Here is a 25,494-nt window from a genome sequence, read left to right as displayed (position 1 = left end):
TTTCCTTTAATGATAAAAACTATTTTCGATAGAAATTATTATGATCTACATACTCCCAAACATTATGAGGCAATAATGGGCGAATGTTTTTTTTGTTTTTGATATTTTCACGAATAAAAGTAGAGGATATTTCTACTACAGGCGCATCAATTTTGTGGATTTTCGGATGGTCTTTCAGTTCCAAGTTTTCGGCTTCTTCCGAAATTGCTCCGTCGATTCGGCCTTTGGTCTCGAGTCTCGGATAAATATAAATGTCATGATTTTGTAAAATGTACTCGTAGTTTTTCCACTTGTGAAACGATTTCAAATTGTCTTCTCCCATGATTAAAGAAAACTCATGTTGCGGATATTTTTCCATTAAATGCGCCAAAGTATTTACGGTGTAATTCGGTTGCGGCAATTTAAATTCAATATCGGAAGGCCTGATTTTCGGGTAATCTTCAGTAGCCAATCTAACCAAATGCAAACGATGGTAATCATCTAACAAAGTGTTCTTCTGCTTCAACGGATTGTGTGGCGTTACGACCATCCAAATTTGCTCTAAATCGGAATGTTCGGCCAAATGATTCGCAATAATCAAATGCCCAACATGAATAGGGTTAAAGGTGCCGAAATATAAACCAATCTTCATTTTTTAAAAGGGATAAGGGATAAGAGAAAAGGCATAAGATTTTTTACTTATCCCTTTTCCCTAATCCCTTGTTACTTATTTTACAAATTCTTTCACTAATTCATACGCTTCCGCTTTCGCAACATCCAAATCATAATTCTTAATAATGGTGTCAAATTGTGGTGCTGTTGCCAGCTCTACGTGGGCTTTTGCTATGCGCATATTGATTTTTTCGTCGGTTTCGGTAGAACGCTCTTTTAAACGGCGTTTCAACTCGTCGACACTCGGTGGTTTTACAAAAACGGCTAAGGTTTCTTGAGGGAATTTGTGTTTGATTCTCAATCCGCCGGCTACGTCTATATCGAAAATCACGTTTTTACCTTTGGCCCAAATACGTTCTACTTCACTTTTTAAGGTTCCATAAAAATTATCTCGATACACTTCTTCCCATTCAATAAAATCTTCGGCTTTGATGTGCTTCTTGAATTCTTCAATTGAAATGAAATAGTAATCCTTACCATGCACTTCTTCGCCACGTGGTTCACGCGTTGCGGCCGAAATTGAGAATTCTAGATTCAATTCGGGTTGTGCTAATAAATGTCTTACTATGGTGGTTTTCCCGGAACCGGATGGCGCTGAGAATACTAATAATTTTCCTTTGTTCATTTTTATGCTGAATTTCTTTACTTCGTCAGTCGCTTCGCTCGTGTAAGTATCTATTTTACAAAACATTCAAAACCTGTTCCTTAATCTTCTCTAACTCATCCTTCATCATTACGACCAATTTCTGCATTTCGGAATGATTGGATTTGGAACCCATGGTATTGATTTCTCTTCCCATTTCTTGGGTAATGAAACCTAATTTTCTTCCATTGGCTTCCGTTCCGGCAAGGGTTTCAATGAAATAGTTTAAATGGTTTTCCAAACGCACTTTCTCTTCGGTAATATCGTATTTTTCGAGGTAAAAAATCAATTCTTGTTCGAAACGATTTTCATCTACGTTTTCTTTTAATTCGTCCAAAGCGGTTCTCAATCTGGTCTTAACCGTTTCAACTCTTTCTGCGTCATAAGCCACCGCATTATTCATCAACGTCATAATATTGGCAATGCGATGTAAAAACTCTTTTTCCAAAGAAACGCCTTCGTCTTTTCTGAACTGCACAATATTTTCCAAAGCATCATCAATCACGGTTTGGATTTTCTTCCATTCGTTTTCGTCAATTTCATCACGCTCGGTTTTTAACGCATCGGGCATTCTTACCGCCATTTTCATCAATTCGGTTTCATCGGCATTCGGAATCACGGCTTTCATTTGGCTGATATAACCTTTTACAATAGGCACGTTGATTTTAGAGGAAGTTTCTTCTCCGGTTACTTCAACATACAGCGAAAAATCAATTTTTCCACGCTCTAATCGTTGCGAAAGTTGGTTGCGCAAACCCAATTCCATTTCTCTGAATACGGAAGGCATGCGCGTGTTTAAATCCAAACCTTTGCTGTTCAGCGATTTGATTTCTACGGTAATTTTTTTGGTTGGTAGTTGCAAACTCGCTTTCCCAAAACCGGTCATCGATTGTATCATAAATTGTGTAAAATGTTCTCAAAGATAAATAAAAGTTTGCATCCCGAAACATCGGGAGCAGTCGCAGTTTACCGTTTTCTGCTGTGACTGATTACTGAGGCTGGGACTTCTTTTTCTGCAAAACCAAATAAACCCCAACAAATATTAAAACCGCAGACAGCATCTTAACCCAAGTCAGTTGGTCTTTCCCTAAACTCATGGCAAAAATGGTAGCAAAAAGCGGCTGCAGATAAATAAAAACCGCTACAGTTGTCGGTTTCAATTCACGCATCGAAACCAAGTTAAATAAATAAGTAAAGAATGTAGTAAACACGACTACAAAAACAATTTCCCACATAATCATCGTTGGAATCGTTTGCCATTGAATTTCCTGATATTCGCTCCAGCCAAAAGGAATTACCATTAGTAACCCAAAAGTATAAATCCATTTTACGAAGGTGAACGCATTGTATTTGTCCATTAATTTCTTAACCACAATGAGGTAAAAACCATAGGAAACTGCGTTGATGAAAACCAAGAAATTCCCCAACGTCGCATTGGTGGCATTGCCCATTGATTTGCCATAAAGGATTAAAAATCCGGTTCCGAAAAGTCCAAGTAGAATTCCGAAAATCTTTCGGGTTTCCATTCTCTCTTTCATGATTATCGCGGATAAAATCAAAACAATTATTGGCGTCGTTACCATGATTACCGAAGCAGAAATCGGTGAAGTATAATTCAATCCTTTGAAAAAAGTCAGCATATTTAAAGCCACGCCAAAAAAAGCGGCAGCTATAATTCGAGGTAAATCTTGGCGTTGGATTTTTTCTTTTGGGCCAAAAAAAGAAACCAGCCAAAACAAAATAGCTGCTCCAAAAACCCTGATCAAAATAAATCCGTATGGTTTGATGTAGGTTGGCATCACATCTTTGGCAATCGTAAACGAAACGCCATAAATCAGCGACACCATCGTTGCTGCCAATAATGCCCAAGTCCTTTTTGACATTAACTCAATACTTTTGTAACCTCAATGATATTTTTTTGGCTGTTGCCAATGTAAATTTTGTCGTCAATAATAAAAACAGGTCGGCTCAAGAAGGTATAATGTTGTAATAAATATTGCTTATAATCGGCTTCGGTCAAAGCTTTGTTTTTTAAATCCATTGACTTATAAAGTTGTGCTTTTTTGCTAAACAACGCTTCGTAACTTCCCGAAAGTTGATACATTTCCTCCAATTCTTTTTCCGTTATCGGGTTTTGGCGAATGTCATGAAATTGCAATCTGTCGGCGTTGGGAAGTGATTTTATAATTTTGCGACAAGTATCGCAAGAAGCTAAATAGTATATTTTATCGATCATAAAAAATTCTTTTTGCAAAGGAAATTCATTTCCACTTATAATCTGTAATTTTATCGAAAATTTAAAAAAATTGGAAACATTTACGAAAGAAATATCGATTCGTTGGTCTGATTTAGACCCGAATTTTCACGTCAGACACAGCGCTTATTATGATTTTGGCGCCCAACACAGAATTGAAATTCTGGAGCAATTGGGATTGACCATGAAAGTAATGCAAGAACAACATTTTGGTCCGGTTTTGTTTCGGGAAGAATGCATTTTCAGAAGAGAAATCAGATTAAACAGCAAGGTTTTTATCAGTACCAAAATCGGAAAAATAAAAGCCGATGCTTCTCGGTGGACAATTGTTCATGAATTGAAAAATGAAACCGATGAACTTTTCGCCATTATCTCCGTTGACGGAGCTTGGATTGACACTAAGCTAAGAAAAATAGCCAATCCAACACCAAAAATTGCGGCAGATGTTATGAATGCTATGCCGAAAACAACTGATTTTACAACATTATAAGGATAAAATATGGAAGCAACTTTCAAAATTTGGGACACCAGCAGAAAAATTTATGCCAAACTGATTGACAGTTATACTTTGGAACAACTGAACAAAATTCCGGAAGGTTTTAGTAACAATTTGGTTTGGAATTTAGGTCATATTATCGTTTCGCAACAAGGTTTAGTCTATCGTCTTTCAGGATTGCCGATGAATGTTTCAACAGAAATGATGGAAACTTATAAAAATGGTTCAAAACCAACCGGAAAAACAACACAAGCCGAATTAGACGAACTAAAAGTGCTTCTTTTTTCGTTGATGGAAAAAACAAAAGAAGATTATGCGTCAGGAAAATTTGTGACTTACAACGAATACACTACGGGAACCGGATTTCATTTGGCTTCCATCAAAGATGCGATGGAGTTTAATAATTATCACGAAGGAATTCATCTTGGTTTTATGATGAATATTCGAAAATTTGTCTAGCGTTAATAAAAACGAAAAGAGTATTTTCAACCGAAGAATAAAAAGTAAATTTGCGCTTTAATACATTATAATAATGAAATTCAACACCAAAGTTATACATGGCAACCAACACCATGAAGAAGTTACCGGAGCGGTTATGCCACCGGTTTTTCAAACCTCAACTTATGCACAAACTTCACCGGGAAAACCTGTAGGTGATTACGAATATTCTCGTGCTGCCAACCCAACCCGTCAAGCTTTAGAAGATGCTTTAGCCAGTATTGAAAATGGCGCTCGAGGCTTGGCTTTTGCTTCTGGATTGGCCGCAACAGATTGTTTATTGCGTATGTTCAAAGCCGGTGATGAAATCATCGCAATGGACGATTTATATGGTGGTACTTACCGTTTATTTACCCGTTTATACAAAGACAGCGGTATCAAGTTTCACTTCGTAGATATGAACGACTTTGAAACTTTTCAATCATTGATCAATGAAAACACCAAGTTGGTTTGGGTAGAAACACCAACCAATCCGTTGATGAAATTGGCGGACATTGCCGAGATTGCCAAAATCACTAAAAAGCATAACATCCTTTTTGCTGTTGACAATACTTTTGCGACACCTTATTTGCAAAAACCTTTGGATTTAGGCGCTGATATTGTAATGCATTCTGCTACGAAATATTTAGGCGGACACAGTGATGTGATTGCCGGTGCTTTAATTATCAAAGACTCAGCTTTAGGCGATGAATTGCACTTTAAGCAATTTGCAACCGGAGGAACGCTTGGACCAATGGACAGTTTCTTGGTTTTACGTGGTATAAAAACTTTGCATTTGCGTGTACAAAGACATTGCGAAAACGGAGAAAAAGTAGCGCAATTTTTAGCCAATCATCCTGAAGTAGAAAAAGTATATTATCCTGGATTGCCCAATCATCCTTTTCATAACATTGCCAAAAAACAAATGAGTGGTTTTGGTGGTATGGTTTCTTTTACCTTTAAATCTGGAAAAAAAGAAGATGCGATTTCTTTCTTGGAAAAACTAAAAGTATTCACTTTAGCCGAATCACTTGGTGGTGTTGAATCTTTGGCAAATCATCCTGCATTGATGACACACGCATCGATTCCGGAAGACAAACGAAAAGAAATTGGGATTACTGATGACTTAGTTCGTTTAAGCACCGGTGTTGAAGACATTGATGATTTATTGACTGATTTAGAACAAGCCTTCAGATAATTTCTTTCACCAATTTATAAACTAAAGCCAGAACAGAAAACTTCTAGCTTTTTTTTTTAATTTATTTTAATTAATAAGGTAATTTTATAAGAAAAATTATTGTTATTTGTTGTTTTTGTGCATTTTGTCGATTATTTTTATGTTTTTGACGATTGTTTGATATTATTTATTTAGGTTTATCATGTACAATTAAATATCTGACCCCATGAAAACAATTAACCTGAAAAACACTTTTAAACTATTCCTTTTCTCGCTCATACTATGTAGCACAAATAGTTTTTCATTCACAAAACTACCTACTGATGCAAGTTCCAATGGTCATGAATCAAGAACTTGTTTTGTAAGCAAAGCGAAAAAGATGTCGAAAACAACTTCAAAGGGTAAAACCTCTAAAAGCTTTGCCATGCAGGCTAAGAGTAAAAAATTCTTTAAGAAATAATCTAAACTCAACCGTAATTCTAAACATTGCTAAGGGTAAATTGCTAGTGTCGACTTAGAATTATTGAAAAAAAAAAAGTCCCGATTTCTCGGGACTTTTTTTTTATATTCTTCAATTGCTAATTAGAAGCCATAATTCACACCAATTCCTATCACTTGACGGGTTTGAAATCCTCTGTAAGCGTTGTCATCATATATAGTTTGGAATGCAAAATTGGTAGTCAAGTATTTATTCACTTTCATTACGATGTTCAAAGTATAATCGATATCTACGTTGTAAACTTCTTCTAAGTAGTTGGTATACAAATTCAAGATGTTTTCGGCTGACACATTCTCCATAATATTAAACTTGTAATAACCGTTGATCGCAGCTCCAAATTCATAGCGCATAGACTCGCCCATTTTTACACCAAAAGCCGGCCCAAGATCAGTAAAATGAGGATGAACCACGATTATTTTTGAAGTTGCCGGCGCAACGTTTATTTTAAGGTTGTCACTTTTCTTCCAAAGCATACCGGGACCAAATTGGGTAAAAGCAGGAGAAAAGAAATGAGATATTTTAACCGAGCTATTCGCAGGATCGAAACCGGAATCAAATTGGGTTTTAAAATTAAAGAAGAAAGAGTAATACCATTCTCCTGATGCTTTTTTACCTAATAAGGAATTGAATTCAAATCGGTCGTCTGTTTTTTGTAAATCTTGACCGTTAATTTTGGTTAAACCATAATTAGCATTTAGTTTGTTGTCCCATGTCCAAGTATCGCTTTTATAATTGAAGTCGTATTTCACGCCTGCATTTCCTGAAATACTGCTTTGTCCACCGGCCAACCAGTTGTTGAAACTCGCTTGGTTAAGCAAGATGGTAGCCACGCCTTTTTTCTCCCAACCGTTAGGCTTTTCTTCTTGAATTTTGGCAACAGTTTCTTCTGTTTTCTTTAGTAATTCTTTTTCACTTACTTGTGAAAACCCTTTGTTTAGGGATAAAAGGAACAGTGTTGCTAATAAAACTCTTTTCATTTTTAGATTTTTTTAAATTCGGTGCAAAGGTAAGAATACATTCGATTTAAACAAATCTTTGCTAAAAGCTAAGTGTTTGATTTTTAGGAATAAAGCTATTTCGATTTTTTAAATAAAGGAACTGCCGAACAAGCTTCGCCATACATAATGCTTTTAGCAATCGGTTGGAGTTTTTGAACGGCGATGATATAAGCGCTCTCGGGAACGGGTTTTTTAGAACAACCTTTAATGATAACGGGTTTGTCTTGATAAAGAGTGTAATCCAAAGTAGGGAGAATTTCTTGGTACAAGGCCGTTTCCAAATCGTTTAGGTTTCCGCTCACAACTTTTTGAGCAAAAGGCGCAACATAAGTAGCCACTAAAATATTGGCCCAAGCCGGAACAATCGCATCCGTGGAGCAATAAATCGCTACAAAATGATTTTGATATTGCGACCAATCGTGATTTTTTAAGGCTTCGCGAAAGTCTTTTTCTTTCAATAAAAAACCTTCCAATAACCATTGGGAAATATCTATTTGTGTCCGAATGCCGTTTGGGTAATAGTCTTCCAAATCAAACACTTCGAGCACTGAATTGGCTACTCTGTTGATGATTTCGTCCATTTTTTTAGTGTTCAGTGTTCAGTATTGAGTGTTCAGTTTCAGTGGGATTTCTGCCAACTGCCACTGCTTACTGAATACTAGTGTTAAAGCATTCCCAGTTCTAACTTGGCTTCTTCACTCATCAAATCTTTGCTCCAAGGCGGATCAAAAGTGATTTCCACTTCGCAGGATTTAACAGTGTCGATTTTTTTAATTTTTTCTTCTACTTCGCGCGGTAAAGTTTCCGCTACCGGACAATTTGGTGAGGTTAGTGTCATCAAGACTTTTACTTCATTGTCTTCGTTAATCATCACGTCGTAGATTAAGCCTAATTCGTAGATATCTACAGGGATTTCAGGGTCATAAATGCCTTTTAAGGTTTTCACCACATTTTCGCCTAAATTGATATCGTCTTTAAATTCTTCCATAATTTTAATTTTTAGCATTGAATGCCAAAGCATACATTTTAAGTTTTTTTACCATCGAAACCAAACCGTTGGCTCTGGTTGGTGATAAATGTTCTTTTAAGCCAATTTCATCAATGAAATCAGTATTAGCATCTAAAATATCCGAAGCTTTTTGATTAGAAAATGCACGGATTAGAATAGCGATAATGCCTTTGGTCAATATCGCATCGCTATCGGCTGTGAAGACAATTTTATCGCCTTGTTGTTCGGCATGAACCCATACTTTCGATTGACAACCGGTGATTATATTATCTTCGGTTTTATATTGTTCTTCTATTAACGGCAATCCTTTTCCGAGGTCGATGATGTATTCGTATCGTTGCATCCAATCGTCGAACATCGAAAACTCATCAACAATTTCGTCTTGTATTTCTTTTATATTCATTCTTCTTTTTCTTTGGCAATAGCCACTATTTTATTGACTAATTTTTCTATCGCTTCCGGCGGAAAACCGTGATCAAAATCGGTGGTTTCATAATCTATGTCTTGGTAACGAATTTTTAGATTGGCAATTGGTGCGCCATCGTAAAATCGCTTTTGCGTTGGGTCTTTTAATTTTGGCACTTCTTCCAAATTAATTTTAGCGAAAGCTGTTACCAATGCTGCCCAATCGGCATCAGAGATGGAGATTTCTTCCTTAGGTGCTGTTTCGTTTCGGTCTCTTGAGATGGTGGCTTTTTGATTGATAATTACAACTTTTTGGTAAAACCCACGAGTATTTGCAGTGTATTGAATAACAGTATTAGTCAAATCATTTTGCGCTTCATTGGTACAACTTTTTCCAAGGAAAATAGTCAGTAAAATCATGATTATTGCTTTCATCCGTCTTTGTTTTAAGATAACATCATTTGGGCTTTTTTGACCGCTTCGACCATCACGTCGATTTCTTCTTTGGTATTGTAAAAAGCGAAACTTGCTCTTATCGTTCCGGGAATATTAAAATGGTCCATAATCGGCTGTGCGCAATGATGTCCGGTGCGAACCGCTATTCCCAACTTATCGATAATTGTGCCAATGTCGTACGGATGAATCCCATTGATGTTAAACGAAATTACGGAAGTTTTTTGTTCTGCCGTACCAAAAATTTTCAATCCTTTGATTTCTAGTAATTTCTCGGTAGCGTATTCAAGTAGTTCATTTTCGTATGGCGCGATGTTGTCAAAACCAATTGCATTCAAATAATCAATCGCAGTTCCAAGGACAATTCCGTCGGCTATATTGGGTGTTCCGGCTTCGAATTTGTGTGGTAAATCGGCATAAGTAGTTTTTTCAAAGGTCACGGTCGCAATCATTTCGCCTCCGCCTTGGTAAGGTGGTAATTTACGCAGCCAATCTTCTTTTCCATATAGAATTCCGATTCCGGTTGGTCCGCAAATTTTATGTCCAGAAAACACATAAAAATCACAATCCAAAGCTTGAACGTCAGGTTTTAAATGCGGTGTCGCTTGAGCACCATCAATTAAAATCGCGGCACCAACTTCGTGCGCTTTGTCAATCATATATTTGATGGGGTTTATCGTTCCCAAGGCATTTGAAATATGATTTACTGTTACGATTTTGGTTTTGGCAGAAAGTAATTTATCGTATTCCGACATGATTAATTCGCCTTTTTCATTCATCGGAATGACTTTTAAAGTTGCTCCGGTTTTCTCGCAAAGCATTTGCCAAGGCACAATATTGCTATGGTGTTCTAAAGCGGAAACCAAAACCTCATCACCTTGTTTTAAAAACGCAGCAAATCCATTGGCAATCGCATTAATTCCGTGCGTCGTTCCCGAAGTAAAAATCACTTCGTGAGCGTGTTTAGCGTTGATATGATTTTGGATTTTACCTCTTGAAACTTCATACGCATCAGTGGCCAATTGGCTCAAAGTATGCACGCCACGGTGAATATTGGCATTAATCTCTTGGTAATATTTAGATATCGCATCAATAACCACTTGTGGTTTTTGCGAAGTAGCGCCGTTATCAAAATAGACGAGCGGTTTGCCATTGACCTTTTGGGAAAGTATCGGAAAATCAGCTCTAATTTTTTGGATGTCTAACATGGTATTATTTAGAAAAATTCTAAATACAAAAGTAGCTAAAATGGAATTGTTAATTGCTAAACAAATATTAATATTTTAGGCTTTTGAACCATATAAGTTATATAAGAAAGTAGAAGCTCAAATGAACTTAAATGTCTTATATGATTGAAATTTTATAAATTGCTTCAAAATTAATTCCCATGAAAAAACTTCTCAAAATCTTTGCTGTTTTATTGTTGGTTGCTTTTGTTTATTTGCGAATTGCTATTTATCCACAACTCGATTTGATTTCAGGTTTTTCGGCAAAGAGCGTGGCTTCCGGACATTTCATTGATAATCGTTCGCTTGAAACCATTCAAAAAGGCGACAATGATATTCCTAAAGTGGATTGGGCCACCAATGAAATTGATGAAAACGGAAAGTTTGCGACTTCAAAAGTGTATGGATTAAAAACACGAAAAGCCATTTACCGCGAAGGTTTGGGCGCGACGTTAATCAACGATGATTTTGAGGTAAGCAAACCCTATAATGTTCCGAAGCGGACTTTTTTAAAGAACAATTTGCCTTATCCTTATGGAAATAATAATCCGATAGATACTGTTTTTTCCAATATTGATTACGCCAAATTACAAAAAACGGTCGAAAGTGCTTTTGACAAAGAAGGAGAGAAAAACAAACGCACCCGTTCTGTGGTTGTCCTTTATAAAGACAAATTAATTGCCGAAAAATATGCACCGGGCTTTACCGCTACTTCTAAAATTTTAGGCTGGTCGATGACTAAAAGTTTGACCGCAACTTATTTCGGAATTCTACAAAAACAAGGCAAAATCGACATTATGAAACCAGCTCCGATTGCGGAATGGAAAAATGACGAACGTTCCAAAATCACCATTAATGATTTATTACATATGAATTCAGGTTTGGAATGGGAAGAAAGCTATACGAAGATTTCTGACGCTACCAAAATGCTTTTCGTAGCTCAAGACATGACTAAACCACAAATTGATAAACCTTTGGTGGGAAAACCGAATAATAGTTGGAATTACTCTTCGGGAACAACCAATTTATTATCCGGAATTTTACGAAAACAATTCAAAACCCATCAGGAATATTTAGATTTTTGGTACAGCAGTTTGTTTGATAAAATCGGGATGAATTCAGCTTTGGTAGAAGTCGATATGGCCGGAAATTTTGTGGGTTCGTCCTATGGTTGGGCTACAACGCGTGATTGGGCGAAGTTTGGTTTGCTTTATTTAAACAAAGGCAATTGGAACGGCGAGCAAATATTTGATCCAAGCTGGGCAAAATATGTGGCAACGCCAACCAATAGCTCTAATGGTCTTTACGGCGGTCATTTTTGGCTAAACGCCAATGGTAAATATCCTGATGTTCCCAGAGATTTATACCATTGTAGCGGTTTTCAAGGGCAAATGGTGTTTATCATTCCGTCAATGGATTTGGTTGTAGTTCGAATGGGATTGAGTGAAGACTTCGATTTTAATGGGTTTTTGAGGGAGATTATTTTATCAATAAAGAAGTAAACTTAACCGCAAATTTTGCTAAGAAATACACAAAGGGCGCAAAGTTGTTTATCAAACTTACGCCCTTTGCAATTTTTACTTTGGGTTCCCTTACGGTTATAACTTATAAATTAAAGCCTAAATTCACGCCCAATTTAGTAGCGATGATTTTAGTAATTCTCTTTTTCAATTCCGGGATTTTGATACTTTCGATGACTTCATTCGAAAACGCATACATTAATAACGCTTTGGCTTCTTTCTTAGGAATACCACGTTGTTGCATGTAGAACATGGCGGTTTCGTCTAATTGTCCAATCGTACAACCGTGGGAACATTTTACGTCATCGGCAAAAATTTCCAATTGTGGCTTAGCATTTATCGTTGCTTTATCGCCTAACAAAATATTGTTGTTTTGTTGGAACGCATCGGTTTTTTGCGCTTCTTTTTCGACATAAATTTTTCCGTTGAAAACACCTGTTGAACTTCCGGCCAAGATGGTTTTGTAGTTCTGATGACTTTCGCAGTTTGGCGTCGCATGGTTTACCAAAGTGTAATGATCAACGTGTTGTTTGTCGCCAATAATGGTAATGCCTTTTAAAGTCGAATCGATTCTTTCTCCAAAATGGTAAAAATTTAGGTTGTTTCTAGTGATGTTGCCACCAAAAGAGAACGTGTGTACCGAAACCCTGCTTTCTTGTTTTTGGGAAATATAAGTGTTGTCAATCAGGTTCGCTGATTGTAAGTCGTTTTGAATTTTATAGTAATCAACGATAGCGCGTTTTTGGGCAAAAATTTCCGTAACCGAATTCGTCAATACCGGATTCTCATTTAAACTTTGATGTCTTTCGATGATTTGCACGTGCGCATTTTCGCCTACGATGACCAAATTTCTTGGTTGAACCATCAAAGCGCTTTCATTTCCGGTAGAGAAATAAATGATTTCAATCGGTTTTTCTACTACTTTGCTTTTCGGGATGTTGATGTATGCACCTTCATTGGCGAAAGCCGTATTTAAAGTTGTCAAACTCTCTTCTTTGCTCGCTATTTTGTTGAAATACTCATCGATAATCATTTTGTATTTCGGTTTGTTTAAAGCTGAAGACATTAAACAAACATCCAAACCGTCATGTGTCGTTGCCGATAAAAAAGAAGTGAATTTTCCATCCACAAAAATCACTTTATGGGTGTCGATTTCGTGCAAAAAGTATTTTTTTACCTCAGCAAATTCGATAGCATTTTCGTGTTTTGGGAATACTGAATAATCATTTTTTAAGATAGCATTCAGCGAAGTATATTTCCAAGCTTCCTCTTTTTTGGTCGGAAACCCTTTGTTTTCAAAGTTTTTTATGGCAGAAGTACGAACGTCGTGCAATTCCGAATGAACGTCAATGTGTTCTTCGAAAGCCATGAATGAGGATATAAGTTTTTCTTTTAATTCCATGTTTTTGTTGTCAGTTGTCGGTTGTCGGTTATTGTTTTAACGGAGAACAGATAACAGAGAGCTTTTTAAGCTTCTTGCTCTTGTTTAATCCAATCGTATCCTTTTTCTTCCAACTCAAGCGCTAAAGAAGCATCACCAGATTTTACAATTTTTCCGTCCATTAAAACGTGAACGAAATCTGGAATGATATAATCTAACAAACGTTGGTAGTGCGTGATGACTAGTACCGCGTTGTTTTCGTTTTTCAATTTGTTTACACCGTTGGCCACAATTCTCAAAGCATCAATATCTAAACCCGAATCGGTTTCGTCAAGGATAGCCAATTTTGGTTCCAACATCGCCATCTGAAAAATCTCATTGCGTTTCTTTTCTCCACCCGAAAAACCTTCGTTTAACGAACGCGATAAAAACTTACGATCGATTTCCAATAATTCTGATTTCTCACGGATTAGTTTCAGCATTTCGTTGGCCGGCATTTCTTCTTTTCCGTTGGCTTTTCGGCTTTCGTTGATGGCAGTTTTCATAAAGTTGGTCACCGAAACACCCGGAATTTCTACCGGATATTGGAATGATAAGAAAACCCCTTTGTGAGCTCTTTCTTCCGGCGCCAATTCTGAAATGTCTTCGCCCTCTAATAGGATTACACCTTCAGTTACGTTGTAATTTTCATTTCCGGCAATGATAGAAGAAAGTGTACTTTTTCCGGCACCGTTTGGTCCCATAATCGCATGTACTTCTCCGGCTTTTATCTCGAGATTAATTCCTTTTAAAATCTCTTTATCTTCAACACTAGCGTGTAAGTTTGTTATTTGTAACATTTTTTAAATGTGTTTTGTTCTAATTTATGATTATCCTACTGAACCTTCAAGTGAAATCTCTAATAACTTCTGAGCTTCAACTGCAAATTCCATTGGCAACTTGTTCAGTACGTCTTTACTAAAACCATTTACGATTAACGCAATTGCTTTTTCGGTTGGAATGCCTCGTTGGTTACAATAAAATACTTGGTCTTCTCCGATTTTGGAAGTTGTCGCTTCGTGTTCGATTTTAGCTGAAGAATTTTTACTCTCGATGTAAGGAAACGTATGCGCTCCACAATTATTACCCATCAACAACGAGTCACATTGCGAGAAGTTACGGGCATTATCAGCTCTAGCGCCAATTTGCACCAAGCCTCTATAGCTGTTTTGTGATTTTCCGGCAGAAATTCCTTTAGAAATGATTGTTGATCTGGTATTTTTACCCAAATGAATCATCTTGGTTCCGGTATCGGCTTGTTGGTAATTATTGGTTACGGCAATCGAATAAAATTCACCGATTGAATTGTCGCCTTTCAAAATAACTGAAGGATATTTCCAAGTAATGGCCGAACCGGTTTCTACTTGTGTCCATGAAATTTTTGCGTTTTTCTCGCAGAAACCTCTTTTGGTTACAAAGTTGAAAACGCCGCCTTTGCCTTCCTTATTTCCGGGATACCAGTTTTGAACAGTAGAATATTTGATTTCGGCACCGTCTAAAGCAATAAGCTCGACAACGGCAGCGTGTAATTGATTTTCGTCCCGACTTGGCGCAGTACATCCTTCCAAATAAGAAACATAACTGTCTTCATCAGCTACTAAAAGTGTTCTTTCGAATTGACCGGTTCCGGCTTGGTTGATACGGAAATACGTGGATAATTCCATTGGACAACGAACGCCTTTTGGAATATAACAGAATGAACCGTCAGAGAAAACCGCTGAGTTCAATGCCGCATAAAAATTGTCTTTTTGAGGAACAACCGTCCCTAAATATTTTTGAACCAAATCGGGATATTCGCGAATCGCTTCGGAAATACTCATGAAAATGATGCCTTTTTCGGCTAAAGTCTTTTTGAATGTTGTTGCTACAGAAACCGAATCAACCACGATATCCATAGCAATATTGTTCATTTTTTTCTGTTCGTCCAAAGAAATCCCTAACTTTTTGTACATCGCTAAAAGTTCAGGATCTACATCGTCAAGAGTTTTATTCGGGTCAGCTTTTTTAGGTGCCGAATAATAAGAAATCGCTTGAAAATCGGGCTTTTGATAATTTACATTTGCCCAATCCGGTTCAATCATTTCCTGCCAAGCGCGAAACGCTTCGATGCGCCAATCGGTCATCCATTGCGGTTCTTCTTTTTTCAAAGAAATAGCGCGAACGATATCTTCGTTTAGCCCAATAGGAAACGTCTCCGACTCTAAATCAGTGTAGAAACCGTATTCGTATTCTTTATTTTCGAGTTCGACTTTTAAGTCGTCTTCCGTATATTTTGCCATAGTGTTATTCTAAAGTGAGAATGATTCTCCGCATCCGCATGTTCGTGATGCATTTGGATTGTTAAATACAAATCCTTTTCCGTTCAATCCGCCTGAAAACTCCAAAATGGTTCCGGCTAAGTATAAAAATGACTTTTTTTCAACGGCAATTTTTACATGGTTGTCTTCAAAAACTTTGTCGTTTTCGCCAAGTTCTTTGTCGAATTTTAATTCATACGACAAACCCGAGCAACCACCACTTTTTACGCCTACTCGCACGTAATCTTGGGCAGCGTCAAAACCGTCATCTTTCATCATATCGATGATTTTTTTGCTGGCTGAATCTGAAACTTTGATCATGTCTATTTTGATTTTGTCTAAATAAAGGGCAAAGTTAACACAAATATCCTTTTTTACGGCATTTCAAAGCATTTTTATAACTAATTTAAGAATAGAAAAAAATGATTTTGAGGATTTAAAAGCGACAGATTTTTAGTAATTTGCAAGCCATTTACAAGATTAACCGAAGAAAATTCAACAAATGAAGCTATATCCAATAGAAGCCGGAAATTTTAAACTTGATGGCGGTGCGATGTTTGGTGTGGTTCCTAAAACCATTTGGAACAAAACCAATCCGGCAGACGACAACAATTTAATTGACATTGCGGCAAGATGCCTGCTGATTGAAGACGGAAACCGCCTGATTTTAATTGATACCGGAATGGGTAATAAGCAATCGGAGAAATTTTTTGGCTATTATTCACTTTGGGGAAGTCATTCTTTAGATGGTTCTTTAGCTAAATACGGATTTCATCGCGATGATGTGACCGATGTTTTTATGACGCATTTGCACTTTGACCATTGTGGTGGAAGCGTGAATTGGAACGCCGCCAAAACGGGTTATGAAGTCGCTTTCAAGAATGCTAAGTTTTGGACGAATGACAACCATTGGGAATGGGCAACCAAGCCCAACGCAAGAGAAAAAGCCTCATTTCTTTCAGAAAATATTTTACCGATGCAAGAAAGCGGACAATTGAATTTCGTCAAAAGACCGGAAGGAGATTTTGGACATTCAAACGAATTGGGATTTGGGATTTTTTATGTTGATGGTCATACCGAAAAAATGATGTTGCCGCATATTCAATACCAAGATAAAACCATCGTTTTTTGTGCCGATTTGATTCCGACTGCCGGACATTTACCTCTGCCTTATGTTATGGGTTATGACACGCGGCCGTTGTTGACCATGCCTGAAAAATCAAAATTTCTCCATGCCGCAGTTGAAAATAATTATTTTTTGTGGTTGGAACACGATGCACACAACCAAATTATTACTGTTGAAAACACCGAAAAAGGAATTCGTTTAGCTAACGTTTTCAAAGTAGAAGACGTTTTATAATTAAATCATTTTTAAAAATTCTATATGGAAAATTTGAGTTCAGTCATCTTTTACAACATTGAGGAAGCCATAAAAACATATAGAATGTATGCTCAAAATCAGCTGAAAATTAATGATTTGAAAATCACCATTGACCAATGGTTGGTTTTAAAATGTCTCAAAGAAAATCCAAATGCGACTCAAATCGAATTGGCAGAAAAAGTTTTTAAAGACAATGCTTCCATCACCCGGATCGTAGAATTACTGGTCAAAGCCAACTTTCTGCAAAGAGAAATTAACCAAAACGACCGAAGAAAAATGAACCTCAAAATCACATCTTCGGGAGAAAAAATTTTGGAGGACGTTTATAAGATTGTCTTGAAGAACAGAGCCAAAGCATTAGAAGGCATTACTGCTGAAGAGATTGAAAGCGTAAATTCTATTCTAAAAAAAATCAGCTCCAATTGTAAAAAATAATTCTTTTAACTTTTTCTTAAGTAACAAATACATAATTAAAACACATATTTGATATATCAATTATTGATAAGTTAAATTTTTTAAATATGTCACGCAAAACTTTATTATTTTATGCGATAGCCAGCTCATTGCTAGGCTTTGCGGCGCGTTCCCAAAACACTACTGAAGACAAAATTTCTATATCAGGAAATTTGACATTTGAAAAGACCATTTCGGCTAATGCAGTTTTTATTTATCTTATAGAAAGTGATTCGAAAAAACTGATTAAAACCGAAACACCTTTAGAAACCAATGATTTCAAATTTGAAAATGTTTCCAAAGGCACTTATTTTATTAAAATTGTTGCCCATGGCAAAACAAAACATTTGGGCAATCCGTTTGAAGCAAAAAGCAATCTGATTCTTCAAAGCATAATAATTCGAGCTGATGAAAACTTGCTTGATGAAGTCGTGATTACAAAATCAAAGCCTTATATCGAAAGGCAACAGGGAAAAATGATTTTAAATGTGGACAGTAATATTGGTTCAACAGGTTCGAGTGTATTTGAAGTTTTGGAAAAAGCGCCCGGAATAAACGTTGATAATAATGACAACATTAGTTTGAGAGGAAAAAATGGGATTTTGGTTCAAATTGACGGGAAACCGACCCCTATGACCGGCTCGAATCTGGCCAATTATTTACGCGGCATTCCTTCGGGAAGTATTGATAAGATTGAATTCATCACCAATCCATCAGCCAAATACGATGCCGCCGGAGCTTCAATCATCAACATCAAAATGAAAAAAGACAAAAAAATCGGTGTGAACGGCAGTATTTCTTCGTCTTATGGTCAAGGAAAATATGCCAAAAACAACAACAATTTGAGTCTGAATTACCGAGACAAAAAAGTGAATCTTTTTGGAAATTACAGTTTTGTTTATCGCGAAGGTTTAAATGATTTACAACTCGATCGAAAATTTTACGAAGACGGCATTTTTACAGGCGCATATGAGCAAGACAACTTTTTGAGGATGAATTTCAGGAATCACCTTGCTAGAGTTGGTGCTGATTTTTATGCCAATAAAAAACATACTTTCGGAATCATCGTCAACAACATCAGTAATAAATTCAATCCAACGGGAAGCAACCGCTCGGATGTGTTTGATGAAACTGATAATTTGGCTTCTCGTTTTCAAACCAAAAACCGTTCGCGCGACCATTGGCACAATCATTCGGTGAATTTTAACCATAAGTTTGTCATTGATACTTTAGGTACAGAATTGACCACTGATTTCGATTATGCGAATTATGGTAATAAAACCCAACAAAATTTTACAACGCGTTATTTTAATTTGAATAATAGCGAGTTTCAAGATCCATATTTATTGTATGGCGATATCAAAGGCGACTTGAAAATTTATGCCCTAAAATCTGATTACGTGACTGTTTTGAAAAACAATATAAAGTTGGAAACCGGTGTAAAATCGAGCTATGTAAAAGCGGATAACAATTTGGCTTTCTATGATAAAAGTTCGGGCGTTCCGGTTTTTGATCCAACCAAAAGCAATCATTTTATATATGAAGAAAACATCAATGCAGCTTATGTAATCACTTCCAAAGAGTTTAAAAAATGGAGTTTTAATATCGGCTTAAGAGTTGAAAACACGAATATTACCGGAAAACAATTGGTGGATAATACTTCGTTCAAAAATAGCTACACTCAATTGTTTCCCAATGCGGTTTTCAGTTATACTCTAAATGAAAAGAACAGTTTGGAACTCAATTACAGCCGAAGAATTTCGCGTCCGAGTTATGACCAATTGAATCCGTTCAAGTTCTTTTTGGATCCGACAACTTACAAAGAAGGAAACCCATATTTATTGCCTCAATCAACCCATTCGATTGAATTGACTCACGTTTTAAAACAAAAAATCTTTACCACTTTGAATTTCTCGAGAACAACGGATAACATTACTGAAGTGATTGCGCCGTCCGAAGACGATCAACAACTGACCATTCAAACCAATAAAAACCTCAACACCGTTGACATCGTTGGTTTATTTGCTATCGTTCCGCTTGAAATTAACAAATGGTGGAATGTGAACAATAGTCTGAATTTTTATTATGGCTATTACTCAGGAACTGTGGCTAATACTACTATCAAAAACGAGGGTAATTTTACCTGCAATTTTAATTCGACCAATAGTTTCAAACTCGGTAACGGATTTACTGCCGAATGGACCGGAAATTATCGCGCTCGAGAAGTTTATGCTTTTATGGATGTTGACCCGATTTGGTTTATGAATATCGGTTGTCAAAAAAAATTCAAGAACAACAGCGTTTTGAGATTTGCATTAAATGATGTTTTTTATACCAATAAAACCACCGCAAGTACCGCTTTTACAGATTATAAAGAAAACTTCAAAGTGGCCAGAGATACTCGAGTGGCGACGATTTCTTATACTTATAACTTTGGTAAAAACAACGGTCCGCAACGACGAAGAACCGGCGGCGCAGATGACATCAAACAAAGAGCCGGCTCTTCAAACGGATAATTGTGTTTAAGGTAACCGCTTCCATTTGTTTTAGAACATAATCAAAAACATCAAATTAACAACCCAAAAAGCTAGCCCAGAAAAGGGATAATTGATAAATAAAGAGTTCAGAAATTCGCTAAAATTGAAAGAGATAAATTATTTTCCCTCAAGACTTTTTATATTTTTGAGTAACATAATTTTGCAACTGTCCGTTTCGGCTTGATATTTGAACCGTTACTAAATTATTGTTAATCCTTTTTTTGTTGGTGTAAAAAGAAATTATTTTTACCGTAACTAAAAAATCAAATCATTTAAAATGAGAACTTTAACTTATATATTTTTATTATTGGCTACTGTAACACTCTCTGCTCAAGAGATAGTGCCAACAAAATCTTATAAAAAAACCCCTTTAACTGAAGAACAAGAAAAACGTTGGAGTCATCTTGATTTGGAAAAAGATTCTATTCCCGGAATGAGTGTTGACAAAGCTTACGCTGAACTTTTAAATAATAAAAAAGGCAATAAAGTGATTGTCGGAGTTATCGATTCTGGTGTTGACATCAGTCATCCCGATTTAAAATCAGTGATTTGGACCAACAAAAAAGAAATTCCAAACAACGGTAAAGACGATGATAAAAATGGTTTTGCTGATGATGTTAACGGATGGAATTTTTTAGGCAATTCAAACAATGAAACTTTAGAATTGGTTCGCTATTTAAGAAAGGGCGATGATGGTTCTGAAAGGTACAAAAGAGCTCAAAAAGAATATGACGCAGAATACCAAAAAGTTTTTCCGGAGAAAGAAACGGTAGATTTATTAGTCGATGCTGACAAAGTAATTCGCGAACATTTAAAAAAAGACAATTACACCGTGGAAGACTTGAAAGATATCTCTTCTGTGAAATACGAATTGTACAAAAGCAAAAGAATTATGTTGTCGTATGCTGATTATGCCGGCGAAAAATTTCATGCCGAATTGGAAGAATATAAAGATTATGTTTACGACAGATTGAACTATAATTTGAACAAAGAATTCGACGGAAGAAAACCGGTTGGCGATAATCCGGAAGATATTAACGATAAAAAATACGGTAACAATATTGTCTACTCAAAAGAAAGAAAAGACTCTTCTCACGGAACGCACGTTGCCGGAATTATTGCCCAAGTCAGAAACAACGGAATCGGTGGCGATGGTGTGGCAACCAATGTTGAAATTATGCCAATCCGTGCTGTTCCTAATGGTGACGAATATGATAAAGACATCGCCTTAGCGATTCGATATGCCGTTGACAATGGTGCCAAAGTCATCAACGGAAGTTTTGGAAAAGACTATTCTCCACACAAAGAATGGGTTTGGGACGCCATGAAATATGCCGAAAGCAAGGATGTTTTAATTATTCTTGCCGCCGGAAATGATGGGAAAAATGTAGATGTTGAACCCAATTATCCGGAAGATACCGCTGATAAAAAAAATGAATTGGTCAACAATGTGATGAAGGTTGGGGCTATCAATTACAATTATGGAGAAAATGTAGTCGCTAATTTTTCAAACTTCGGAACTGATAATGTTGATGTTTTTGCGCCGGGTGTTAGAATTTATGCCACCGTTGAAGATTATCATTTCAAGTACCAACAAGGAACATCGATGGCATCACCAAATGTAGCCGGAGTTGCAGCCTTAATCCGTTCTTATTATCCTAATCTCAAAGCAGCCCAAGTGAAACAAATCATCATGCAATCGGGAACGCCAATAGATTCAGAGGTTTATGTTGGGGAAAATAAAGAAAAAATACCCTTTTCAAAAGCAAGTGTTTCAGGCAAAATCGTAAATGCTTACAATGCTTTGAAAATGGCAGAAGAACTATCAAAAGAAATTCCAAAAGAACCAAAATTATAATTTTATCGGGAAGCAAAACTTTCCAATTTTTCAGAAAGCATGACAAACAAACTTTTTTCTATTGCCGTTTTACTATTCACCTCAACAATCATAGCCCAAACTGATAGTTATTGGCAACAAAAAGTTGATTACAAAATGGAGGTTTCGATGGATGTCAAAACCTATCAATACAAAGGCAAACAAGAATTGCTTTATACCAATAATTCTAAGGACACTCTAAGACGGGTTTATTACCATTTATTCAATAACGCTTTTCAACCGGGAAGTGAAATGGATGCACGACTACAATCCATTCCTGATCCTGACAGAAGAATGGTGCATAAAGTCAAAACCGCAGAAGGCAAGGAAATCAAAGAAAGCCGACTTAAGTCTTTAAAACCGAATGAGATTGGCTTTTTAAAAATTTCGAATTTTAAACAAGACGGTGTTTTGGCCACGACCAAAGAAGTCAGCACCATTTTAGAAGTCGATTTGGCTCAACCGCTTTTACCCGGAAAATCAACTTTATTAACTTTAGATTTTGAAGGGCAAGTTCCGGTACAAATACGCCGTTCGGGTAGAAATAACATAGAAGGTGTTGAACTTTCGATGGCACAATGGTATCCGAAAATGGCCGAATTTGATTTTGAAGGTTGGCATGCTGATCCTTATATCGCTAGAGAATTCCACAGTGTTTGGGGCAATTTTGATGTCAAAATTACTATCGATAAAGAATACATTTTAGGCGGAACAGGATATCTGCAAAACAAAAACGAGATTGGTTACGGCTATCAAGACAATGGCGTTGTAGTCAATATTCCGAAGAAACAAAAGACATTAACTTGGCATTTCTTAGCGCCTAACGTACTTGATTTTACATGGGCAGCCGATAAAAATTACCTTCATGATGTCGTAAAAACTGATTTCGGTACCACTTTGCATTTCTTATACAAAAACAATCCAAAAATCATTGACACCTGGAAAAAAGCGCAACCGAAAACAGTGCAGCTAATGGACTTTTACAACAAAACTATTGGCAAATATCCTTATGACCAATATTCTGTAATTCAAGGCGGCGATGGCGGTATGGAGTATGCCATGTGTACACTTGTTTTAGGCGAAGGTACACTTGACGGATTAGTAAATAGTGTGATTTCGCACGAAATGGCGCATTCTTGGTTCCAACATGTTTTGGCCTCTAACGAAAGTAAACATCCATGGATGGATGAAGGTGGTGCGTCATTCTTAGAAGATCTAGGCGTAAACGAAATTTCAGAAACCAAATCTAAAAACCCTTTTTCCGGCGCTTACAAAAGTTATATGGATTTGGCTAATTCAGGTTTAGAAGAGCCGCTTTCCACACATGGTGATCATTTTGGTTATAATAAAGTGTACAGCACTTGTTCCTATTATAAAGGCGAATTGTTTTGGACACAATTAATTTATTTAATTGGCGAAGAAAACACCATGAAAACCTTAAAACGTTATTATGAAGATTTTAAATTCAAACACCCAACGCCAAATGATCTTAAACGCACAGCGGAAAGAGTTTCAGGTGCCAATTTAGATTGGTATTTAACTGAATGGACACAAACCGTAAACAAGATTGATTTTGGGATAAAGGATGTAAGCGAAAACAACAATTCAACCACAGTAATTTTGGAAAGAATTGGCAGAATACCTATGCCAATGGATATTTTAGTGGAATACAACGATGGTACTCAAGAGAGTTTTTACATACCGCTGCGCATGATGAGTTTTGAAAAAGAAAACCCGAATCCAAGTATAAATAGAACTACACTTCCCGATTGGGCTTGGGCATTTCCAACTTATACCATGTCTATCAACAAACCAAAAAACAGCATTAAAAAAATCACTATTGATCCGAGTGGTTTAATGGCCGATGTGAAAAAGGAAAACAACACCATAATTTTTTTAAATAGAAATTAATCCAAAGGCGTCTCAGTAGAGACGCTTTTTTTTTGGAATAGAATTTGTAGATTTACCACAAATATTTTTCACCATGAACAATTTAAAAATTCTATTACTTTTAATGGCTTTTGGCTTTGGTTTTCAAAAAAGTGATGCCCAACCTATTCGATTCAAATCGAGCAGCGTTAGTTTTACCGACAAAAAAAGTGACGGAAATTGGAACGAATGGTCAGATTTTGTTGAAGCCAATGTTTTAATCACTTTAGACCCTAAAAAAGATTTGATTCTGATCAATTCTGCCGAAGTGCAATCGTTTAAAATCAAAGCTTATGGTGAAATTGAAGACAATGACGAAGTCAATATTGTTCCGTTTGAGTGTATTGATAATCGGTATTCTAATTGCAAAATATTGATTATCACTAAGAAAAAAGAAAGCAACCGAATGCAGATTTATATCAATTACAACGAAGTTAAATTCGTTTACAACGTTTACAATTCCAATTAATTTACCCGCAAACCAAATGGATTTCTCCTATCCAAAGGCTGAAAAACTCAAAAGCAAAACCATTATAGATTTGTTGTTCTCCGAAGGCAAATCAGTGGGAAAATATCCTTTGCGTTTAGTTTATATAGCACATGATTTCGAAGAAGATATTCCTTTGAAAATGGGCGTTTCAGTATCCAAAAAATACTTCAAAAAAGCAGTAGACCGTAATTATTTCAAACGCGTTTTAAGAGAATGTTACCGATTAAATAAAACCCAATTGATAACTGCTTTGGACAAAAAATACTGCTTTATGTTCTTCTATCAAACCAGCGATAAATTATCTTATCAGGAAATTGAAGAGAAAACCAAACAGCTTTTTGAAAAATTCGCCAAAACTATTTCAGAAGAGAAATAATCAATTTATCATTCTGGCGCACAATAAATTAGTAACTATTTGCGTTTTAGTAGTATAAATCTCTTTATTATGAAAACAGTCTCTCTATTTTTTTCTGTGATTATTTTATTTTTTTCATCCTGTAAACAAAGTGATGCTGAAACCATGGATATTGCAGTTCCTGCTGACGCTTATTATGCCGCTGCTGATTCTACCGTTGTTGAAGCCGAAGAAAGCGTCAAAAACTATGCTGTTAGTATGAGTCTTCCCGACAAAGCCAAAGAAGAAGCCATTGAAACCAAAATCATCAAATCCGGGAATTTGCGTTTCCAATCCGATAACTTGGAAGAAACTTACGATCAAATTCAAAAGGCGGTTAAGAAATACAATGCCTTAATCAAAAATGATTCTCAAGCGAATAACGATTATCAGTTTTCCCGAACGATTAACATTAGGATTCCAAACCAGCATTTTGATGCTTTTATAGCCGATATTTCAAAAGGCGTAAAGTATTTTGACCAAAAAGATATTTCATCTCAAGATGTTACAGAGGAATATATCGATGTGGCTTCACGAATTAAGACCAAAAAAGTTTTAGAGGCACGGTATTTGGAGCTGTTGAAAAAAGCCAATAAAGTTTCGGAAATGCTTGAAATTGAAAGGCAACTTTCCGAAATAAGAGAAGAAATAGAAGCCAAAGAAGGCCGATTACGTTACCTTCAAAACAAAGTTTCTATGAGCACTTTAGACATCGAGTTTTACAAACCCATTGCCCAAGGAGGAAAAGCTACAGTTTCCTATGGTGGAAGAATTGGAAACGCTATTGTTTCAGGTTTTAACGGGATTTCAAATTTCTTTATTGGTTTAATCGAAAATTGGCCAGTAATTGTTACATTAGTTGTCTTGATTTTATTGATCAGAAAAAGATTTAAAAGAAAAAATAAATAA

The 25,494-nt window shown here is 36.4% G+C and carries 28 protein-coding genes; 13 read left to right on the top strand and 15 right to left on the bottom strand.

What is annotated here, in order from left to right; all coding sequences use genetic code 11:
- Nucleotides 1-19 precede the first annotated feature (19 nt).
- From nadD to B3C16_RS07700, 5 genes are all read right to left on the bottom strand, one after another.
- A complete protein-coding gene (gene nadD, locus B3C16_RS07720; RefSeq protein ID WP_121312138.1) occupies nucleotides 20-631 on the bottom strand; it encodes a nicotinate (nicotinamide) nucleotide adenylyltransferase in 612 nt (203 codons plus the stop codon).
- Between the two features lie 75 nt (nucleotides 632-706).
- Nucleotides 707-1,276 carry a guanylate kinase gene (gene gmk, locus B3C16_RS07715; protein WP_121314954.1) on the bottom strand — a complete coding sequence of 190 codons (570 nt, stop codon included), beginning with the start codon at nucleotides 1,274-1,276 and terminating at the stop codon, nucleotides 707-709.
- Between the two features lie 55 nt (nucleotides 1,277-1,331).
- Nucleotides 1,332-2,192, bottom strand: a complete 861-nt coding sequence (locus tag B3C16_RS07710) for a YicC/YloC family endoribonuclease (RefSeq protein ID WP_121312139.1) — start codon at nucleotides 2,190-2,192, stop codon at nucleotides 1,332-1,334.
- 91 nt (nucleotides 2,193-2,283) lie between these two features.
- On the bottom strand, nucleotides 2,284-3,177 hold the full coding sequence (locus tag B3C16_RS07705; protein ID WP_121312140.1) for a DMT family transporter: 894 nt from the start codon (nucleotides 3,175-3,177) through the stop codon (nucleotides 2,284-2,286).
- Nucleotides 3,177-3,527, bottom strand: coding sequence for an arsenate reductase family protein (locus tag B3C16_RS07700; protein ID WP_121314955.1), 351 nt, complete (start codon nucleotides 3,525-3,527; stop codon nucleotides 3,177-3,179). Before B3C16_RS07700 ends, B3C16_RS07705 begins: the two co-directional genes overlap by 1 nt.
- Nucleotides 3,528-3,600: 73 nt before the next feature.
- On the opposite strand from B3C16_RS07700, the gene B3C16_RS07695 reads away from it, so the two are divergent.
- The 4 genes from B3C16_RS07695 (at nucleotide 3,601) to B3C16_RS07680 (ending at nucleotide 6,158) form a co-directional block, all read left to right on the top strand.
- A complete protein-coding gene (locus B3C16_RS07695) occupies nucleotides 3,601-4,038 on the top strand; it encodes an acyl-CoA thioesterase (RefSeq protein WP_121312141.1) in 438 nt (145 codons plus the stop codon).
- 9 nt (nucleotides 4,039-4,047) lie between these two features.
- Nucleotides 4,048-4,503, top strand: coding sequence for a DinB family protein (locus B3C16_RS07690; protein WP_121312142.1), 456 nt, complete (start codon nucleotides 4,048-4,050; stop codon nucleotides 4,501-4,503).
- A gap of 73 nt (nucleotides 4,504-4,576) precedes the next feature.
- On the top strand, nucleotides 4,577-5,719 hold the full coding sequence (locus tag B3C16_RS07685; protein ID WP_291130509.1) for a cystathionine gamma-synthase: 1,143 nt from the start codon (nucleotides 4,577-4,579) through the stop codon (nucleotides 5,717-5,719).
- Between the two features lie 205 nt (nucleotides 5,720-5,924).
- Nucleotides 5,925-6,158, top strand: a complete 234-nt coding sequence (locus B3C16_RS07680) for a hypothetical protein (protein WP_291130506.1) — start codon at nucleotides 5,925-5,927, stop codon at nucleotides 6,156-6,158.
- Between the two features lie 122 nt (nucleotides 6,159-6,280).
- Here B3C16_RS07680 and B3C16_RS07675 read toward each other — a convergent pair whose 3' ends face one another.
- The 6 genes from B3C16_RS07675 to B3C16_RS07650 all read right to left on the bottom strand — a co-directional run bounded on the left by B3C16_RS07675 (nucleotide 6,281) and on the right by B3C16_RS07650 (nucleotide 10,270).
- Nucleotides 6,281-7,174, bottom strand: coding sequence for a DUF3078 domain-containing protein (locus B3C16_RS07675; RefSeq protein ID WP_291130503.1), 894 nt, complete (start codon nucleotides 7,172-7,174; stop codon nucleotides 6,281-6,283).
- Between the two features lie 95 nt (nucleotides 7,175-7,269).
- Nucleotides 7,270-7,776 (bottom strand): DUF2480 family protein, encoded by a 507-nt coding sequence (locus tag B3C16_RS07670; RefSeq protein WP_121312146.1) that lies wholly within the window; start codon nucleotides 7,774-7,776, stop codon nucleotides 7,270-7,272.
- 83 nt (nucleotides 7,777-7,859) lie between these two features.
- A complete protein-coding gene (locus B3C16_RS07665) occupies nucleotides 7,860-8,183 on the bottom strand; it encodes an SUF system Fe-S cluster assembly protein (protein WP_121314956.1) in 324 nt (107 codons plus the stop codon).
- A 4-nt stretch (nucleotides 8,184-8,187) separates the two neighbouring features.
- Nucleotides 8,188-8,607: a SufE family protein gene (locus B3C16_RS07660; RefSeq protein WP_291130498.1), complete on the bottom strand. Its 420-nt coding sequence runs from the start codon at nucleotides 8,605-8,607 to the stop codon at nucleotides 8,188-8,190.
- Nucleotides 8,604-9,044 carry a hypothetical protein gene (locus B3C16_RS07655; protein WP_291130496.1) on the bottom strand — a complete coding sequence of 147 codons (441 nt, stop codon included), beginning with the start codon at nucleotides 9,042-9,044 and terminating at the stop codon, nucleotides 8,604-8,606. Before B3C16_RS07655 ends, B3C16_RS07660 begins: the two co-directional genes overlap by 4 nt.
- Nucleotides 9,045-9,055: 11 nt before the next feature.
- Nucleotides 9,056-10,270 carry an aminotransferase class V-fold PLP-dependent enzyme gene (locus B3C16_RS07650; RefSeq protein ID WP_291130494.1) on the bottom strand — a complete coding sequence of 405 codons (1,215 nt, stop codon included), beginning with the start codon at nucleotides 10,268-10,270 and terminating at the stop codon, nucleotides 9,056-9,058.
- 179 nt (nucleotides 10,271-10,449) lie between these two features.
- Here B3C16_RS07650 and B3C16_RS07645 point away from each other — a divergent pair, with 179 nt between their 5' ends.
- Nucleotides 10,450-11,790, top strand: coding sequence for a serine hydrolase domain-containing protein (locus B3C16_RS07645; protein WP_291130492.1), 1,341 nt, complete (start codon nucleotides 10,450-10,452; stop codon nucleotides 11,788-11,790).
- A 103-nt stretch (nucleotides 11,791-11,893) separates the two neighbouring features.
- On the opposite strand, the gene sufD is transcribed toward B3C16_RS07645, so the two are convergent.
- The 4 genes from sufD to B3C16_RS07625 all read right to left on the bottom strand — a co-directional run bounded on the left by sufD (nucleotide 11,894) and on the right by B3C16_RS07625 (nucleotide 15,846).
- Nucleotides 11,894-13,210, bottom strand: coding sequence for a Fe-S cluster assembly protein SufD (gene sufD / locus B3C16_RS07640; RefSeq protein ID WP_291130490.1), 1,317 nt, complete (start codon nucleotides 13,208-13,210; stop codon nucleotides 11,894-11,896).
- A 65-nt stretch (nucleotides 13,211-13,275) separates the two neighbouring features.
- The gene (sufC, locus tag B3C16_RS07635) at nucleotides 13,276-14,028 is read right to left on the bottom strand and encodes a Fe-S cluster assembly ATPase SufC (protein ID WP_121312152.1); all 753 of its coding nucleotides are present in this window, start codon (nucleotides 14,026-14,028) and stop codon (nucleotides 13,276-13,278) included.
- Between the two features lie 30 nt (nucleotides 14,029-14,058).
- Nucleotides 14,059-15,507: a Fe-S cluster assembly protein SufB gene (gene sufB / locus B3C16_RS07630; protein WP_291130486.1), complete on the bottom strand. Its 1,449-nt coding sequence runs from the start codon at nucleotides 15,505-15,507 to the stop codon at nucleotides 14,059-14,061.
- 9 nt (nucleotides 15,508-15,516) lie between these two features.
- A complete protein-coding gene (locus B3C16_RS07625) occupies nucleotides 15,517-15,846 on the bottom strand; it encodes a HesB/IscA family protein (RefSeq protein WP_121312154.1) in 330 nt (109 codons plus the stop codon).
- 181 nt (nucleotides 15,847-16,027) lie between these two features.
- On the opposite strand from B3C16_RS07625, the gene B3C16_RS07620 reads away from it, so the two are divergent.
- The 8 genes from B3C16_RS07620 (at nucleotide 16,028) to B3C16_RS07585 (ending at nucleotide 25,494) form a co-directional block, all read left to right on the top strand.
- A complete protein-coding gene (locus tag B3C16_RS07620; protein WP_121312155.1) occupies nucleotides 16,028-16,885 on the top strand; it encodes an MBL fold metallo-hydrolase in 858 nt (285 codons plus the stop codon).
- 24 nt (nucleotides 16,886-16,909) lie between these two features.
- On the top strand, nucleotides 16,910-17,341 hold the full coding sequence (locus B3C16_RS07615; protein WP_121312156.1) for a MarR family winged helix-turn-helix transcriptional regulator: 432 nt from the start codon (nucleotides 16,910-16,912) through the stop codon (nucleotides 17,339-17,341).
- Nucleotides 17,342-17,427: 86 nt separating this feature from the next.
- Nucleotides 17,428-19,875, top strand: a complete 2,448-nt coding sequence (locus B3C16_RS07610) for an outer membrane beta-barrel family protein (protein ID WP_291130479.1) — start codon at nucleotides 17,428-17,430, stop codon at nucleotides 19,873-19,875.
- A 298-nt stretch (nucleotides 19,876-20,173) separates the two neighbouring features.
- On the top strand, nucleotides 20,174-21,754 hold the full coding sequence (locus B3C16_RS07605) for a S8 family peptidase (protein WP_291130476.1): 1,581 nt from the start codon (nucleotides 20,174-20,176) through the stop codon (nucleotides 21,752-21,754).
- Nucleotides 21,755-21,793: 39 nt separating this feature from the next.
- Nucleotides 21,794-23,683 carry a M1 family metallopeptidase gene (locus B3C16_RS07600; RefSeq protein WP_291130473.1) on the top strand — a complete coding sequence of 630 codons (1,890 nt, stop codon included), beginning with the start codon at nucleotides 21,794-21,796 and terminating at the stop codon, nucleotides 23,681-23,683.
- A gap of 73 nt (nucleotides 23,684-23,756) precedes the next feature.
- Nucleotides 23,757-24,170: a hypothetical protein gene (locus B3C16_RS07595; RefSeq protein WP_121312160.1), complete on the top strand. Its 414-nt coding sequence runs from the start codon at nucleotides 23,757-23,759 to the stop codon at nucleotides 24,168-24,170.
- A gap of 16 nt (nucleotides 24,171-24,186) precedes the next feature.
- Nucleotides 24,187-24,567 carry a ribonuclease P protein component gene (gene rnpA / locus B3C16_RS07590; RefSeq protein ID WP_121312161.1) on the top strand — a complete coding sequence of 127 codons (381 nt, stop codon included), beginning with the start codon at nucleotides 24,187-24,189 and terminating at the stop codon, nucleotides 24,565-24,567.
- A 69-nt stretch (nucleotides 24,568-24,636) separates the two neighbouring features.
- Complete coding sequence (locus B3C16_RS07585) at nucleotides 24,637-25,494, top strand: DUF4349 domain-containing protein (RefSeq protein ID WP_291130467.1); 858 nt, start codon at nucleotides 24,637-24,639, stop codon at nucleotides 25,492-25,494.

Source organism: Flavobacterium sp. UBA7682, from assembly GCF_002482945.1.
GTDB lineage: Bacteria > Bacteroidota > Bacteroidia > Flavobacteriales > Flavobacteriaceae > Flavobacterium.
This window is presented reverse-complemented; position numbering and strand designations above follow the sequence as displayed.